Genomic DNA, 15,772 nt, shown 5'->3' on the forward strand with positions numbered 1-15,772 from the left:
CGTGCGCAGCGCCTCCGTTCCGCAGTTGGGTCGCAGAAGCAAGATCCGTCTCGGCCTCAGAACCGGCAGGCCCCATGCCGACAACGCGGCCCTCTCCACACCATCCACTTGATCAAAGGACAGCACCGGCCGCCATCACGACCAGAACCAGCCTTCGATCACCACACCGACCATGCCCGCACCACAGCCAGCACGAACAGCAAACCGTCAGGCGCCGAACCAACGCACCACGCGCGCGACGGACGCCGCGCCGACCGGCACCCCCACCCGCAACGCCGACCCCTCCACACCGGCCGCTTGATCGAAGGACAGCACCGGCCGCCCGCACGACCAGACTCAGCCTTCGATCACCACGCCGGCCACGCCCCCGGCGGGGTGCACCACTCGGCGCCACTGCTGCCCACACCGCAGCTGGCACGACCAGCAAACCGTCAGACGCCCGGACCAATGCACAACGCGCGCGACAGGCGCCGCGCCGACCGGCCACCCCACCCGCAACACCGACCCCTCCACACCATCCACTTGATCCAAGGACAGCAGCGGCCGCCATAGCGACCAGAACCAACCTTCGAGCACCACACCGGCCATGGCCGCACCGCAGCCTTTACGGCCAGTAAACCGTCAGGCGGTGGGCCAATGCACCACGCGCGCGACGGGCGCCGCGCCGACGGGTGGCCCCACTCGCGACGCCGGCCTCTTCGCGTCATCCGCTTGATCGAAGGACGGCGCTGGCCGTCAGCACGGCCAGAATCAGGCTTCGATCACCGCGCTGGCCGTGGCCACGGCTACAGGGGTCGGTGGGGTGATGGCTGGGGGACGCGGAGCGTCAGGTTGTTGTCTCTAGCCAGCGCAGCAGGGTGCGGACGCCCCAGCCGGTGGCGCCCTTGGTGAGGTCGGCGTCGGGGGAGTCGGACCAGGCGGAGGATGACATGTCGATGTGGGCCCACTGGTCGCGGAGGGGGCCGGTGAACTCGCGGAGGTAGAGCGCGGCCATCACGGAGCCGGCGCCGACGTCGGTGGAGTTGACGATGTCGGCGACGTCGCTGTCGAGGGCGTCGGCGTAGTCGTCGTGCAGGGGCATGCGCCAGACCGACTCGCCCGCGGTGTCGGCGGCGGTGGTGAGCTCCTTGGCGAGGGTGTCGTTGTAGCTGTAGAGGGCGGCGGTGCGCTTGCCGAGGGCGACGCCCTGCGCGCCGGTGAGGGTGGCCAGGTCGACGATCGTGTCGGGGCGCAGGCGCCGGACGGCGTAGGCCATGGCGTCGCCGAGGACGAGGCGGCCCTCGGCGTCGGTGTTGTGGATCTCGGAGGTGGTGCCGCCGTAGTGGCGGATCACGTCGCCGGGGCGGAAGGAGTCGGCGCCGATCGCGTTCTCCGCGAGGGGGGCGAGGGCGGTGATGCGCACGGGGAGGCGCAGCGCCGCGGCGGCGAGGGTCGCGCCGATCACGGCCGCCGCGCCGCCCATGTCCTTGCGCATGAGCTTCATGCCGGACAGGGGCTTGATGCAGATGCCGCCGGTGTCGAACGTGATGCCCTTGCCGACCAGGACCACGTGCCGCCGGGCGCCGCGCGGGCGCCAGGACAGCTCGACCAGGCGCGGGCCGCGGGTGGAGCCGCCGCCGACGGCGAGGATCGCGTTGAACCCCTGCTCGGCGAGGGCCTTCGGGTCGCGGACGGTCACCGTCAGCCCGGGCACGCCGGCGGCGGCCTTCTCGACCCGCTTCGCGAACCAGGCGGGGGTCTTCTCGTCGCTGGGCATGTTGGTGAGGTCGCGGGCGAGGCGGGTCGACTCGGCGACCACCTTCGCGGCGGCGAGGCCCGCCTCGAGATCGGCCGACGGGGCGGCGGCGAGGTTGACCCGGCGCAGCGATGGGGGCTCGTCGGCGCCGAGGCGGAAGCGGTACGACGCGAGCCACAGCCCCTCCCCGAGGCCTCGCACCGCGGCCGGCGTGACGTCGTCGGGCAGGAGGAGGGTGAGCGTCGGCTCGTCGCCGGCGGACCTGGCGAGCTTCGCGCCCGCGGCCCGCCAGCCGGCCTCGTCGCCGGACCCGACGCCGACGAAGAAGAGCAGGTCGGGGCGGTGCCCGGCGCGCGGCAGCTTGTGCAGGGTGCCGGCCGACCCGGAGTGCTCGACATCCAGCAGGAACGCGGTGATGTCGTCCAGGTCGGCCGGGCCGAGCTTCAATCTCGCCAGCGACGCCCGCACGGCGGCCAGCCGTGTCGCCGCGGGGTCGTCGGAAGAATCGGCGGCCGGCACGACAGCGGCGACCGCACCGGAGACGTTGCGGGCCGTGGCGAACCGGATGTCCAGCAAGAGCTTGCCTCCACTCGAAACTCACATGTTTCCGCGCACGCCTCGGGGAGCGACCGCCTCAGGGCCACTCGGTTGCGCGGGGTCGTGCCGGATGAGCGAGAAGACCTCAGCCGGTGGCGGTCTTCAGTGCCTCGCTGAGCTCGTTGGCCTCATCCTTGGTCATCTCGACGACGAGCCGCCCACCACCTTCCAGCGGGACCCGCATGACGATGCCCCGGCCCTCCTTGGTGACCTCCAGCGGACCGTCGCCTGTCCGCGGCTTCATGGCCGCCATGTTGTCTCCCTTCGCTCCCTGATGTCCCAGACATCAGGTGGCACAGCCGTCCCCGCATGCCCGCGCGGTCACCCACCAGCGTCGGCCGGAACCTGCCTCCCCGGCCTTCGGACTCGTGATGAACGCGCCAACAGATGATTTTCCCTGATGATGGCCCCAAGACCCAAACTGGGACGCGAACCATGTGACAACTCCTGGCGGTGAACGCCGGTCAACTGTCACAATAAGCGGCCATGCAGGCCCGGTCCGCCCTCTTTGATCTCTATGGCGACCATCTCCGTCCCCGCGGTGGACGGGCCGCCATAGCGGCCCTCGTGCGCCTGCTCGCACCCCTCGGCATCGCACCACCCGCCGTCCGGACCGCGGTGTCACGGATGGTACGGCAGGGTTGGCTGCACCCTTTACGGTTGCCGACCGGCCCCGGCTACGGCATCACCCCGAAGGCGGCACGGCGGCTCGACGCGGCGGGTGCCCGCATCTACCGCACCCCCACGGGCGACGCCGGCTGGGACGGCCGCTTCGATCTCATCACGCTGGGCCCGCCGCAGCACCGAGGCGCGCGGGCGAAACTCGTCGCCAACCTGGGATTTCTCGGTTACGGGGCGATCGACGCGTCCACCTGGATCGCACCGCGGCCCGGCGAGGGGGTCGACGCGCTGCTCGTCGAGGCCGGCGTCCGGTACGACCGGTTCAGCGCGGCGCACGTCGCCGGCGGCGAGCAGCTCGTGACGCGCGCCTGGGACCTGCGGGCGATCGGCGAGGCGTACGAGCAGTTCGTGACCGACCTGACGCCGCTGGTGTCGGCGCTCGGTCCCGGCACCGACGACGAGCGCGCGTACGCGGCGAGGTTCACGCTGGTGCACGCGTGGCGGGCGTTCCTGTTCCGCGACCCGCAGCTGCCGCCCGAGCTGCTGCCGCAGCAATGGCCGGGGACGGCGGCGGCGGCGTTCTTCGACCGGCACGCGGGTCGCCTGCGCCCCGCCGCCGACCGCTACGTTGACCAGTGTCTGCGAACGTAGAAGGAGTTCATCGCATGAGTCTGCAGGTCGAGCGCAATGAAGCGGTCGCCGTCGTCACGTTCAACCGTCCCGAGGCGCTCAACGCGCTGGACACCGCCACCAAGGTGGCCCTGCGCGACACCCTCAAGGAGCTCGCCGAGGACACCGCGGTCAGGGCCGTCGTCCTCGCCGGCACCGGCCGGGCGTTCTGCGTCGGGCAGGACCTCCGCGAGCACGTGGCGCTCCTGGAATCCGGCAGCGACGCGCCGTTGTCGACGGTCCGGGAGCACTACAACCCGATCGCCGAGCTGGTCCTGACCATGCCGAAGCCGGTCGTCGCGGCCGTCCGGGGCATGGCGGCGGGCGCCGGGGCGTCCCTGGCGCTGCTCGCCGACTTCCGGATCGGCGGGCCGGGCACCGGGTTCCTGATGGCGTTCGCCAACGTGGGCCTCGCCGGCGACACCGGCGTGTCGTGGACGCTGCCCCGGCTCGTCGGGCACGCGAAGGCGACCGAGCTGCTGCTGCTCGCCGAGCCGGTCGACGCGCCGGCCGCGGACCGTCTCGGCCTGCTGACCCGCCTGGTCGACGACGACGAGCAGGTGCTGCCGGTCGCCCTCGAGCTCGCGGCCCGCCTCGCCGCCGGCCCCACCGTCGCGTACGCGCAGATCAAGCGCCAGCTCGCCGCCGGCTCCTCCGGCACGCTGCGGGAGGCCCTGGAGGTCGAGGCGCAGGTCCAGGCGGTCTGCGGGCAGACGGCGGACCACAAGGCATCGACGGCCGCATTCGTGCGGAAGCAGAAGCGGGTCTTCGCCGGAGCCTGACCGCCGATTTACGTGGCTCGAACACGCGGGGCCTACCGTTGGCCGCATGGCCGATCGGAAAGCACTCGCGCACCTGCTGCGCCGCGCGACCTTCGGGCCGACCGCCGAGGAGGTCGACGCGGCGGAGCGGGCCGGCCCGTCCGCGACCCTCGACGCCCTGATCAGCCCCGCCGGGGACGACGCGGGCGCGGCCCGGACACCCGTGCCGAAGCTCCCCCCGGTGGTCAACGAGAAGACCGACCGGGCCGCGCAGATCCGCACCGTCGGGTACTGGTGGCTGGACCGGATGGTCCAGGCCGAGCACCAGCTGCACGAGAAGCTGACGTTCTTCTGGCACGGGCACTGGGCGACGTCGGCCGACAAGGTGAAGTACGGGCCGCTGATGCTCGGCCACCAGCAGACCCTCGCCCGCACCGCGCTCGGCGACTTCGGCACGATGGTCCGCGCGATGGTCCACGACCCGGCGCTGATCATCTGGCTGGACGGGCAGAGGAACACCGTCAAGGCGCCCAACGAGAATCTCGCCCGCGAGCTGATGGAGCTGTTCACGCTCGGCGTGGGTCACTACACCGAGCAGGACGTGCGGGAGGGCGCCAGGGCGCTGACCGGCTGGGTCGTGGACCCGAAGTCCGGCACCGCGAGCCTCAACCCGAAGCGGCACGACGCCAAGCCCAAGACCATCCTCGGCACGACCGCCGACTTCGACGCCGACGGTTTCGCCGCGCTGCTGCTGGGGCAGCCCGCGTGCCCGGAGTTCATCGCGCGGCGGTTGTGGCTGCGGTACTGCGGCGACAACCCGATCCCGGAGGCGGTGCTCGCCGAGGCGAAGCGGCAGTCCACGACGGCGGCGATGCTCCGTGTGCTGCTGCTCGCCGACGGCCACGCGGAGCTGGTCAAGCAGCCGGTGGAGTGGCTCGTCGGCGCGCTGCGCCAGCTCGGGCTGCGCCCCGGTGACATGCCGGAGCAGCAGCGCAAGCAGCTGCAGGGCGGCCTCAACCAGCTCGGCCAGGTCCCGCTGCGCCCGCCGAGCGTCGGCGGCTGGCCCGCCGGCGCCGCCTGGCTCACCACGTCGGCGACCCAGGCCCGGCTGAAGATGGCGCAGCTGCTGGCCGGCAAGGCCCCGCAGCCGGTCCTCGACCGGATCGGCGCGGCGCCGACGGGCCAGCGGGCGGACGCCCTCGCCCGGCTGCTCGTCGTCGACGCGTTCACCGACCGGACCCGCGCCGCGCTCGACCCCGTCGCCGGCGACCCCCGCAAGCTCCTGGCCCTCGGTCTGGCGAGCCCCGAGTACGCGATTGCCTAGGTGGTTCTCATGGATACCGTCACCCGGCGCAAGTTCCTGATCACCAGCGGTGTCGTCGGCGCCTCCGCGCTCGCCGCCGGTGGCGCGTGGACCCTGCGGGACATCTTCGACACCGCGACCTGGGACGACCGGCCCGGCGACGCGAAGACGCTCGTGCTGGTCACCCTGTACGGGGGAAACGACGGCCTCGCGAATGTCATCCCGTTCGCGGAGAAGGGCTACCGGGAGGCGCGCAACGAGCTCGCCTACACCGCCGAGGAGGTCATCCGCCTCAACGACACGGTCGGGCTGAACCCCGCCCTGACCGGGTTCAAGCAGATGTACGACGCGGGGAAGCTCGCCGTCGTCCGCGGGGTCGGCTACCCGAAGCCCGACCACAGCCACTTCCGGTCCATGGACATCTGGCAGACCGCGCAGCCGGACCGGCCCGGCAACACCGGCTGGCTCGGCCGCTGGCTGGACACGTTCGGCGGCGACCCGCGGCACGCCGTGTCCTTCGAGCCCGTCCTGCCGCCGCTGCTCGCCGGGGCCAACAGCGCCGGCGCGGCCGTGCCGGTCACCGGTCTCGCCCTGCCCAACGGGGTGCGGGCCGAGACCCTGTCGCAGCTCGGCGCGGCCGCCGAGGGCGAGCCGCCGCTGCAGGCGCGGGCCGCCCGCGCGTTCGCCGACCTGGTCAGCGTCGACGCCCTCGTCCGCACCGCCGCCGACGGCGACCACGACGACACCGGCGAGGAGACCACAGGCACCGGCACCGGCGGCCGCTCCGACCTGAAGGCGCAGCTCGACCTCGTCGCCCGCTGCGTCGAGGCGAACGTCGCCACCCGGGTGTTCTCGGTCTCGCTGGGCGGCTTCGACCTGCACGCCGAGGAGCGGGACTCGCAGGAGAACCTGCTGCGCCGGCTCGACGAGGCGCTGACCGGGTTCGCCGCGCGGATGGCGAAGACCGAGGCGGGCCGCCGGGTCGTGGTGGCCGTCTACTCCGAGTTCGGCCGGCGGGTCGCCGCGAACGGCTCCGACGGCACCGACCACGGCACCGCCTCGAACATGTTCCTGCTCGGCAGCCCCGTGCGCGGCGGCCTGTACGGCGAGCAGCCCAGCCTGTCCGACCTGGACAACGGCGACCTGAAGTTCACGACCGACTTCCGCGCCGTGTACGCCTCGCTGCTGTCGAACGTCCTGGACGCCGATCCGCAGCGGATCCTGGGGTACTCGTCGGCGCTGCCCGGGCTGTTCTAGTCCTCTTCAGGATCCTGGTTGGCCTCGGCGCCGAGCACGAACGCCTGCATGGCGAGCTCGTCGCCGGCCGGCCAGACGAACGCGGGCAGCTCGGCCGGGCCGAGGTCGCGCACGTAGGTCCAGAACTCCCGCACCGCCTCGCCCGGCGACGCAGCCTCGATCGGCAGGTCGACGCTCACCAGCCAGGTCCGCTTCGCCTCGGGCCGCTTCGTCGCGCTCGTGACCTCCTGCGCGACCGCGACGAACGCCGCCTCGTCCAGGCGGTGCTCGCCCTGCTCCAGGCTCCCGCCGAACGGCACCGGCGCCGCGATCAGGTCCACGGTGTAGCGCAGGTGCCCCTCACCGTCGGCCCGGGCGACGCCGAACACCACGGGCGGCTCGACCGCCGCCACCAGCAGCGCCTCGTCCCCGGCGGGAAGTGTGGTCCCCGGCACGACCGGCGAGGCGTAGAGCCGCTCCTGCTCGTACCGCTCCCCGGAGACAACCACCGCCCACTTCGCCATGCCCCCATTCCACCATCCGGCCGTGATCGACAGCAGCCGGGCCTGCGGGGAGCCGGGCGGGACGGGCGCCGGTGGTGCGAATGGGGACTACCGCTCCTCGACGGTCCAGCCGGTCTGGTCGGCCCACTGCTCGGCGCGGTCGAGCATGTCGAAGATGAAGTCGGTCTTGGCGCGGGTGTAGCCCTCGCGGTCGTCGGCGAAGCGGACGGCGAGGCGGCGCTTCACCTGGGCATAGGCGTCGGCGGCCAGGTCGTGGTTGCGCAGGAAGTCGACGAAGAGCAGCTGGACCCGCTCGTGCGAGGAGCCGCGCGACGTGACGTGGACGTGCCGGGTGCGCGGCGGGGTGGCCGGGCGGTAGAACGACCAGGAGGCGGCCGGGTCGCGGTGGGCCAGGGCCATGCCGGTCGACTCGACCGCGGGGCGGTAGCCGTCGCGGTCGTGCTCGTCGGCGACGACGACCAGGATGTCGATGACGTTCTTCGCGGCGAGGCCCGGAACGGCCGTGGAGCCGATGTGCTCGATGCGGAGCGCCACCGGGCCGAGTGCGTCGGCCAGCTCGTCGCGGTAATAGGCGAACTTCGCGGGCCAGTTCGGGTCATATTCGACCAGTTCGAGTGGACCCCCGTAGTCGGCGGCGAACTCGGCGGTCATCAGTCCACACTCCAGTCACTCACCGGGCGGTCGTCAGTCCGGATCATGGCCGGTCGAGCTGCACAAAACAAGAGGCGAGATGATCGTCGACCATGCCGGTGGCCTGCATGAGGGCATAAGCCGTCGTCGGGCCGACGAACCTGAAACCGTGCCGCTTCAGGGCCTTGGCCAGCGCTTTGGACTCGACGGTCGAGGCCGGCACCTCGGCGAAGCCGGCGGGGCGGGCGGCTCGCGGCTCGGGTGCGAAGGACCACAACAGCGCGGCGATCCCGCCGGGGAGGTCGGCGGCGGCGCGGGCATTGGCGACGGCGGCCTCGATCTTCGCCCGGTTGCGCACGATGCCGGCGTCGCCGAGGAGCCGCTCGACGTCGGCCTCGCCGAACTCGGCGACCTTGGCGATGTCGAAGTCCGCGAACGCGGCACGGAACGCGGGCCGCTTGCGCAGGATCGTGATCCACGACAGGCCGGACTGGAAGGCCTCCAGGGTGAGCCGCTCGAAGAGCCCGTTGTCGTCGCGGACGGGCCGGCCCCACTCGGTGTCGTGATAGACCGCGTAGTCGGGCGTCGAGGCGCCCCACGCACACCTGGCGAGCCCGTCGTCGCCCACCACCACATCAACCACGCCCCGCAATGTACTGCAGGCCTACGACAGTTTCCCCGTCTCGACGAGCCGGGCGAAGCGTCGCAGGGCGCCGGTGAGGCTGACCTTGGAGCCGGGCCAGAGGACCGGCCAGGCCGCCTTCCCGGCGGCCCCGGCCGGCAGGTGGAACCACTCGTGCCAGACGACCTGGGTGCGGTTGCTGCCCAGCGGCGTGCAGCGCAGCACCCCGGGGCCGCGCAGCACCTTGCCGTGGTGCACGACGCGGACCTCGTACGGGGGATCGACCTTCACCACCCGCATGAGGTCGCGCAGCGCGGCCGGGCCGACGCGCGTGACGGCCTCGATCGAGCTGCCCTCGCCGCCGTCCCCGGACAGGACGCGGACCGTGGTGAACGGGATCCAGTCGCTCTGCCGGGTCCAGTCGATGAGCGCGGCGAAGACCCGCTCGGCGGGCGCCCGGACGATCACCGTCGCGGTCACCTCGCCGGTGCCGGGCCGGGCGACCTCGTCGTCGAAGGACGAATCGGTCACTTCACCACCGGGGAGGGCGCGCCCCAGGTGTGCGCGGCGCTGTCGTCGTCGGTGGCGCGCTTGTCCAGGTCGACGACGGCGGGCTCGGCCGCGGACTCCGACTCGGACTCGGACTCGGCCGAGGGCGAGCCGGACGGCGAGGACAGCACGACGTTGCCGCCGGCACCGGTGACCGCCGCCTCGCGGGCGTCGCGCAGCGCGTCGGCGTCCTCGGTGCGCCCGTCGCGCAGCGCCTTGACCTCGGCCTCGAGGACCTGGATCAGCTCCTCCTTGTAGCCGATGTCATAGCCGGCGCGGCGCAGCGCCGCGTCGACCTGCGCCATCCGGTACCCACGGAGGGTGGTGTCGAAGCGGACCTGCCCGACGTCGCCCTCGACCAGGGGGCGGGAGGACGGCAGGGGCACCGCGCGCCCGTCGGGCTCGTGACCTTCGATCCCCGGGTCGTCGCCGGTGATCAACAAGGACACGCCGAACCCGATGGCCCCGACGACCACGGCGGCGATCAACACCAGGAGGAACTCAGCCATAGGGGGAATCGTGGCACGCTGACTGAGCGCGGGCGACCCCGGCACACCCATCTGAAGGAAAGACGGAGGATCCATGATGTTTCGGCTGGGCGGCCGGCAGTTCACCGACAGTGACTACGCGGTGATGGCGATCGTGAACCGGACACCGGACTCGTTCTTCGACAAGGGCGCGACGTTCGCCGAGGACGCGGCGCTGCGGGCGGTCGAGGCGGCGGTCGGCGAGGGCGCGGACATCATCGACATCGGCGGGGTGAAGGCCGGTCCGGGCAGCACCGTGGACGCCGCGGAGGAGCTGCGCCGGACGCTGCCGACGGTCGCGAAGGTCCGGGAGCGCTTCCCTGACGTGGTCATCTCCATCGACACGTGGCGGGCGGAGGTGGCCCGGGAGGTGATCGCGGCCGGCGCGGACCTGATCAACGACACGTGGGCGGGCGCCGACCCGGACCTCGCCGTCGTCGCCGCGGAGACCGGCGCGGGCCTGGTCTGCTCCCACGCCGGCGGGCTCACCCCGAGGACCCGCCCGCATCGGGTGGCGTTCGCGGATCCCGTCGAGGATGTCGTACGGACAGTCACGGCCCTCGCCGAGCGGGCGGTCGCCCTGGGGGTCCGCAGGGACGGCATCCTCATCGATCCGGCGCACGACTTCGGGAAAAACACACGGCACTCGCTCGCGATCACCAACCGGCTCGGTGAGATGACCGCGACCGGCTGGCCCGTGCTGGTGGCGCTGTCGAACAAGGACTTCATCGGCGAGACCCTCGACCTGCCGGTCGGCGAGCGCCTGGAGGGCACCCTGGCGGCCACGGCGGTGTCGGCCTGGCTGGGCGCGCGGGTCTTCCGGGCCCACCAGGTGCGGGCGACCCGCCGGGTCCTGGACACGGTGGCGGCGATCAGGGGCGACCGGCAGCCCGCGGTCGCCCGGCGCGGCCTGGCCTGAACTGGGCCTGAACCGGGCCTGGACCACGCAAGGACCCGCGTCAGGTCCAGCGCAGGATGCGCTTGCGCCACGCGTAGAGGATCCCCAGGGCGAGGACCGCCACGAAGATCGCCATCTCGACGACCGCGGCGGTCCCGAACCCGGGCCGGTCGAAGATCACGGCCCAGGGGAAGAGGAACACACTCTCCACCGCGAACAGTGCGTACAGGAACGCGTACACGTAGTACCGGATCTGCGCCTGCGCCCAGTCGCCGCCCACCGGGTCGAGCCCGCATTCGTAGGTGTCGAACTTCGCGGCGGTCGCCCCACTGTCCGCCGATCGGCGCGGTCCCAGCAGCCGAGCGGTCGTAAAGGCGGCCACAAAAACGCCGGCACCGACCAGAAGCAGGAGCCCGAGCGTCGCATAACCACCTAGATAGCCACTCACGCCACGCACCGTACTCGCATAACCACGAACTCCGACATGCCGAAACCAGAACTTGTCTAGATAATGGGCTTCCTTGCCGCATGGCAATCAAGCAGCGAGCGGACCGCCGCCAGGATACGAGGACGCCCCCATGGAAGCACCCGCGCGCCGCCGCGCCCGGCTTCGTGCTGCCTTCGTCGCGCTGAGCACCTCCTGCGCGTTGCTCTTCACGCTCACCCCGGCCGCGTACGCGGAGCCGGACCCGGAGGAGTCGACCACGGCGCCGACGGATCCGCCGGTCACCACGGAGCCGCCGACACCGCCGGCCTCGCCGACCGAGAAGCCGACGACACAGTCCCCGACGCCGCGCCCGACGACCAAGGCGCCGCCGCCACCGGCGCAGAAGGTGCGCAAGTTCACGGTGTCGGTGAGCGACGTGGTCCTCGGCGACGCGTACTGGCAGGGCAACGGCGCCTCGAAGCTGGTCGTCTCGGTCCAGAACCTCGGCGAGACCCCGGAGACCATCACCGGCTTCTACACCTTCCCCAGCGGGACCCGCGCCACCGGCGGCTACGGCATCGACGGCTGCCGGACCAGCAACGGCACCCTGAGCTTCTCCTGCCCGCTCGCGCCGGGGAAGATCGGCCGGGTCGTGGTCGACGTCGACGTCGCGCCGGACGCCTGGCGGCTGTCCGGGTCCGGCAACGTGACGGCCGTGATGGAGAACTTCCCGGAGAAAGTGCGGAACTTCTCAATCACGTTCAGCACGAAGCCCCCGGTGCCCGGCATCGAGTTGACAGCCGACCCCTTGACCCTCCCGTCGCAGGCGACGCCGCGCACTGAAACCGCCACGCTCCAGGTCAAGCTACGCAATACCGGCTCGGCGAAGGCCACCGGCGCGGTCGAGGTGGTCACCCCGCCCGGGGTCGACGTGGTGTCGTTCCCGAGCGTCTGCCGGGCACAGCGGAAGCTGTCGCCCGAGCGGTCGCGCTGTGAGCTGGGCGACGTCGCCGCGGGCAAGGAGGTGCCGGCCGGTTTCGTGCTGTCGATCAGCGCCTCCGCCCGGGCCGAGGTGCCGCTGACGGGCGCGGTGCACGGCTACCTGGCGCCGATCGGCCTGGATCCGGTCGAGACCCGCACCGACTACAAGATCACCGGTCCGCCGCTCGCCGGCGAGGTGGAGCTCCCCACCGACGCCCCGGCGTCGCCGGTGGCCGTGAACAGCAGCCAGCTGTCCAGCCTGCCGTTCATCGGCGGGATCATCGGGCTGGTCGCGCTGGTGGGGTTCCTGGTCGTGTTCTCGCTGCGGCGACGCCTGCGGGACGAGTCCGCGACCCCCGATGAGCCCGGCATGCGAGACGATTCCGGTCCACGGGACGATGCGTCCCAGAGATTGGTACCAGAGCCGCGAAGAAGTGACGAAGATCTACCGCCGCTGCCCCAGCGCACGCCGATGCCCAGGTCATTGACACTGCCGAGGCTGCCGAAGGGCCCCGTCGCGGGCTCCAGCTTCCGGCAGCCGGAGGAGTAAGCGCAGAATAGTGGTGTTTGCGCGGTTCGACGTCAGCCGCACAAATCCGGGATCCGACGCACAGCGGCACCTGCGAAGGCGGCAGGCGCGGACCTTCGACGTACCCTCTGAGTGACAGAAGGATCGGGCCGGCTCGACGATGTCGTCGCACCACCGCATCCCCGCTCCGCCGGCTTAAACAGGAGGTCAGCTCACGTGACCAAGCAGGTCCGCCAGCTGGATCGAGTGGTCATCAGGTTCGCTGGCGACTCCGGCGACGGCATGCAGCTCACCGGTGACCGTTTCACGTCGGAAACCGCGCAGCTCGGCAACGACATCTCGACCTTGCCCAACTTCCCCGCGGAGATCCGCGCGCCCGCCGGCACCCTGCCGGGCGTGTCGAGCTTCCAGGTCCACTTCGCCGACTTCGACATCCTGACGCCGGGCGACGCACCCAACGTCCTGGTGGCGATGAACCCGGCGGCGCTGAAGGCCAACCTCGCCGACCTGCCCAAGGGCGCCTCGATCATCGTCAACACCGACGAGTTCACGAAGCGCAACCTGGCGAAGGTCGGCTACGCCAGCAACCCGCTCGAGGACGGCTCGCTCGAGGGCTGGGCCGTCGCGCCGGTCGGGCTGACGTCGATGACCGTGAAGGCGCTGGAGTCGCACGGCGTGTCCAAGAAGGACGCCGAGCGGGCCAAGAACATGTTCGCCCTCGGCCTGCTGTCGTGGATGTACTCCCGCCCGCACGAGTCGACGCTGCGCTTCCTGGAGCGCAAGTTCGCCGCCCGGCCGGAGCTCGTCGCCGCCAACATCGCCGCCTTCAACGCGGGGTGGAACTTCGGCGAGACGACCGAGGCGTTCGCGGTCCGCTACGAGGTCAAGCCCGCCAAGATGACCGCGGGCAACTACCGCAACATCACCGGCAACGCCGCGCTCGCTCTCGGTGTCGTCGCGGCAGGTGTACGGGCGGAGCTGCCCGTCTTCCTGGGCGCGTACCCGATCACGCCCGCGTCGGACATCCTGCACGAGCTGAGCAAGCACAAGAAGTTCGGCGTGACGACGGTGCAGGCCGAGGACGAGATCGCCGCGATCGGCGTGGCCCTCGGCGCGTCCTACGGCGGCGCGCTGGGCGTGACGACCACGTCGGGCCCGGGTGTCGCCCTCAAGGGCGAGACCATCTCCCTCGCGGTGGCCCTGGAGCTGCCGCTGCTCATCATCGACGTGCAGCGGGCCGGCCCGTCCACCGGCCTGCCGACCAAGACCGAGCAGGCCGACCTCAACATGGCGCTGTTCGGCCGGCACGGCGAGGCCCCGGTGGCGGTCATCGCGCCACGCTCCCCCGCCGACTGCTTCAACGCCGCGATCGAGGCCGCCCGGATCGCACTGACCTACCGCACCCCGGTGATCCTGCTCTCCGACGGGTACATCGCCAACGGCTCCGAGCCGTGGCGGCTGCCGGAGGTCGCGGACCTGCCGGACCTGCGGACCGAGTTCGCGACCGAGCCCAACAGCGAGGACGGCACGACGTTCCTGCCGTACCTGCGCGACCCGGTGACCCTCGCCCGCCCGTGGGCGGTCCCCGGCACGCCCGGCCTGGAGCACCGCATCGGCGGCCTGGAGAAGGCCGACAAGACCGGCGACATCTCCTACGACCCGGCCAACCACGACTTCATGGTGCGCACCCGCGCCGCCCGGATCGAGGGCATCGAGGTGCCCGACGTCGAGGTCGAGGACCCCGACGGCACCGCCCGCGTGCTGGTGCTCGGCTGGGGCTCCACCTACGGCCCGATCGGCGCCGCCGCGCGGGCCCTGCGCCAGCGCGGGCTGCCGATCGCGCAGGCTCACCTGCGGCACCTGTCGCCGATGCCGAAGAACCTCGGCGCGGCGCTCGCGGCCTACGACAAGGTCGTCATCCCCGAGATGAACCTCGGCCAGCTGGCCGGCGTCATCCGTTCGAAGTTCCTGATCGACGCGATCGCGTACAACCAGGTCCGCGGCCTGCCCTTCACCGCCGCGGAGCTGGAGTCCGTGCTGGAGGAAGTGGTCAAGAATGCCTGAGGCACTCAAGCTGACGACGAAGGACTTCAAGTCCGACCAGGAGGTGCGCTGGTGCCCCGGCTGCGGGGACTACGCGATCCTGGCCGCGGTCCAGTCGTTCATGCCGGAGCTCGGCATCCCGCGCGAGCGGATCGTGTTCGTCTCCGGCATCGGCTGCTCGTCGCGCTTCCCGTACTACATGAACACCTACGGCATGCACTCGATCCACGGCCGCGCGCCGGCGATCGCGAGCGGCCTGTCGGTGTCCCGCCCCGACCTGTCGGTGTGGGTGGTGACCGGCGACGGTGACGCGCTGTCGATCGGCGGCAACCACCTGATCCACGCGCTGCGCCGCAACGTCAACCTGAAGATCCTGCTGTTCAACAACAAGATCTACGGCCTGACGAAGGGTCAGTACTCGCCCACGTCGGAGATCGGCAAGATCACGAAGTCGACGCCGGCGGGCTCGGCGGACTCGCCGTTCAACCCGATCTCCCTGGCCCTGGGCGCGGAAGCCTCGTTCGTCGCCCGCACCATCGACTCCGACCGCAAGCACCTGCAGTCGGTGCTGCGGGCCGCGGCCGATCACCGCGGGTCGGCGTTCGTGGAGATCTACCAGAACTGCAACATCTTCAACGACGGCGCGTTCGACGCGTTGAAGGAGCCCGCCACCCGGGACGACTTCACGATCCGCCTGGAGCACGGCCAGCCGATCACGTTCGGCAAGGACGGCGAGTGGGCGGTGACGCACCCGCCGGGCGGCTTCGGCCTGTCGGTGGTGCCGACGGCGTCGGCGGCGCCGGAGGAGATCGTCGTGCACGACGAGTCGGTCGCCGAGCCGGCATACGCGTTCGCGCTGTCCCGGCTGCCGGGCCTCGACCTGCGCAACACCCCGATCGGGGTGTTCCGCAATGTGGAGCGGCCCGCCTACGACGACCTGGTCCGCGACCAGCTCACCACGGCGAAGGCCAAGGCGAAGGGCACCCCCGAGGAGGAGCTCGGCGCCCTGCTCAACAGCGGCGACACATGGACGATCCTGTAGACGATCCTGTAGGCAACCTGTACAGCAGCCGATGCGTCTGAAGAGGTAGCGCACCGACACGTCGGTGAGCCCTCCCTG

At 71.6% G+C, this 15,772-nt stretch carries 16 protein-coding genes; 8 read left to right on the forward strand and 8 right to left on the reverse strand.

What is annotated here, in order from left to right; all coding sequences use genetic code 11:
* Window positions 1-826: 826 nt before the first annotated feature.
* Together ACQEVZ_RS22455 and ACQEVZ_RS22460 are read right to left on the reverse strand one after the other, a co-directional pair.
* Entirely contained in the window at window positions 827-2,311 is a 1,485-nt protein-coding gene (locus ACQEVZ_RS22455) for a leucyl aminopeptidase family protein (protein ID WP_344512121.1), read from the reverse strand.
* 106 nt (window positions 2,312-2,417) lie between these two features.
* Window positions 2,418-2,585 carry a DUF3117 domain-containing protein gene (locus ACQEVZ_RS22460; RefSeq protein WP_081971220.1) on the reverse strand — a complete coding sequence of 56 codons (168 nt, stop codon included), beginning with the start codon at window positions 2,583-2,585 and terminating at the stop codon, window positions 2,418-2,420.
* A 233-nt stretch (window positions 2,586-2,818) separates the two neighbouring features.
* Between ACQEVZ_RS22460 and ACQEVZ_RS22465 the strand changes: the two genes are divergently transcribed.
* Genes ACQEVZ_RS22465 through ACQEVZ_RS22480 form a run of 4 tightly spaced genes read left to right on the forward strand, consistent with a single transcriptional unit; the run spans window position 2,819 to window position 6,943 of the window.
* Complete coding sequence (locus tag ACQEVZ_RS22465) at window positions 2,819-3,604, forward strand: PaaX family transcriptional regulator (RefSeq protein WP_433369556.1); 786 nt, start codon at window positions 2,819-2,821, stop codon at window positions 3,602-3,604.
* A 14-nt stretch (window positions 3,605-3,618) separates the two neighbouring features.
* Entirely contained in the window at window positions 3,619-4,404 is a 786-nt protein-coding gene (locus ACQEVZ_RS22470; RefSeq protein ID WP_433369559.1) for an enoyl-CoA hydratase-related protein, read from the forward strand.
* 46 nt (window positions 4,405-4,450) lie between these two features.
* Window positions 4,451-5,707: a DUF1800 domain-containing protein gene (locus ACQEVZ_RS22475; RefSeq protein WP_433369562.1), complete on the forward strand. Its 1,257-nt coding sequence runs from the start codon at window positions 4,451-4,453 to the stop codon at window positions 5,705-5,707.
* Window positions 5,708-5,716: 9 nt separating this feature from the next.
* Complete coding sequence (locus ACQEVZ_RS22480) at window positions 5,717-6,943, forward strand: DUF1501 domain-containing protein (RefSeq protein WP_344512114.1); 1,227 nt, start codon at window positions 5,717-5,719, stop codon at window positions 6,941-6,943.
* Here the strand turns inward: ACQEVZ_RS22480 and ACQEVZ_RS22485 are convergent.
* From ACQEVZ_RS22485 to ACQEVZ_RS22505, 5 genes are all read right to left on the reverse strand, one after another.
* Window positions 6,940-7,446, reverse strand: a complete 507-nt coding sequence (locus ACQEVZ_RS22485; RefSeq protein ID WP_354901414.1) for a hypothetical protein — start codon at window positions 7,444-7,446, stop codon at window positions 6,940-6,942. The two genes, ACQEVZ_RS22480 and ACQEVZ_RS22485, sit on opposite strands and share 4 nt — an antisense overlap.
* An 87-nt stretch (window positions 7,447-7,533) precedes the next feature.
* Window positions 7,534-8,097 (reverse strand): GrpB family protein, encoded by a 564-nt coding sequence (locus ACQEVZ_RS22490; RefSeq protein ID WP_360573787.1) that lies wholly within the window; start codon window positions 8,095-8,097, stop codon window positions 7,534-7,536.
* Window positions 8,098-8,140: 43 nt separating this feature from the next.
* Complete coding sequence (locus ACQEVZ_RS22495) at window positions 8,141-8,719, reverse strand: DNA-3-methyladenine glycosylase I (protein WP_433369567.1); 579 nt, start codon at window positions 8,717-8,719, stop codon at window positions 8,141-8,143.
* 21 nt (window positions 8,720-8,740) lie between these two features.
* Window positions 8,741-9,229 (reverse strand): SRPBCC family protein, encoded by a 489-nt coding sequence (locus tag ACQEVZ_RS22500; RefSeq protein WP_433369570.1) that lies wholly within the window; start codon window positions 9,227-9,229, stop codon window positions 8,741-8,743.
* On the reverse strand, window positions 9,226-9,756 hold the full coding sequence (locus ACQEVZ_RS22505; protein ID WP_344512104.1) for a DivIVA domain-containing protein: 531 nt from the start codon (window positions 9,754-9,756) through the stop codon (window positions 9,226-9,228). The genes ACQEVZ_RS22500 and ACQEVZ_RS22505 overlap by 4 nt, the downstream gene beginning before the upstream one ends.
* A gap of 73 nt (window positions 9,757-9,829) precedes the next feature.
* Here ACQEVZ_RS22505 and folP point away from each other — a divergent pair, with 73 nt between their 5' ends.
* Window positions 9,830-10,693 carry a dihydropteroate synthase gene (gene folP, locus ACQEVZ_RS22510; RefSeq protein WP_344512102.1) on the forward strand — a complete coding sequence of 288 codons (864 nt, stop codon included), beginning with the start codon at window positions 9,830-9,832 and terminating at the stop codon, window positions 10,691-10,693.
* 40 nt (window positions 10,694-10,733) lie between these two features.
* Here folP and ACQEVZ_RS22515 read toward each other — a convergent pair whose 3' ends face one another.
* Complete coding sequence (locus ACQEVZ_RS22515) at window positions 10,734-11,120, reverse strand: NADH-quinone oxidoreductase subunit A (protein WP_360573796.1); 387 nt, start codon at window positions 11,118-11,120, stop codon at window positions 10,734-10,736.
* Window positions 11,121-11,250: 130 nt separating this feature from the next.
* Between ACQEVZ_RS22515 and ACQEVZ_RS22520 the strand changes: the two genes are divergently transcribed.
* From ACQEVZ_RS22520 to ACQEVZ_RS22530, 3 genes are all read left to right on the forward strand, one after another.
* Window positions 11,251-12,630, forward strand: a complete 1,380-nt coding sequence (locus ACQEVZ_RS22520) for a hypothetical protein (protein WP_433369575.1) — start codon at window positions 11,251-11,253, stop codon at window positions 12,628-12,630.
* A 195-nt stretch (window positions 12,631-12,825) separates the two neighbouring features.
* The gene (locus tag ACQEVZ_RS22525; protein ID WP_344512098.1) at window positions 12,826-14,673 is read left to right on the forward strand and encodes a 2-oxoacid:acceptor oxidoreductase subunit alpha; all 1,848 of its coding nucleotides are present in this window, start codon (window positions 12,826-12,828) and stop codon (window positions 14,671-14,673) included.
* The gene (locus ACQEVZ_RS22530; RefSeq protein ID WP_344512097.1) at window positions 14,666-15,694 is read left to right on the forward strand and encodes a 2-oxoacid:ferredoxin oxidoreductase subunit beta; all 1,029 of its coding nucleotides are present in this window, start codon (window positions 14,666-14,668) and stop codon (window positions 15,692-15,694) included. Before ACQEVZ_RS22525 ends, ACQEVZ_RS22530 begins: the two co-directional genes overlap by 8 nt.
* Window positions 15,695-15,772: the final 78 nt, after the last annotated feature.

This window comes from Dactylosporangium sp. CA-152071, from assembly GCF_050936335.1.
GTDB classification, from domain to species: domain Bacteria; phylum Actinomycetota; class Actinomycetes; order Mycobacteriales; family Micromonosporaceae; genus Dactylosporangium; species Dactylosporangium maewongense.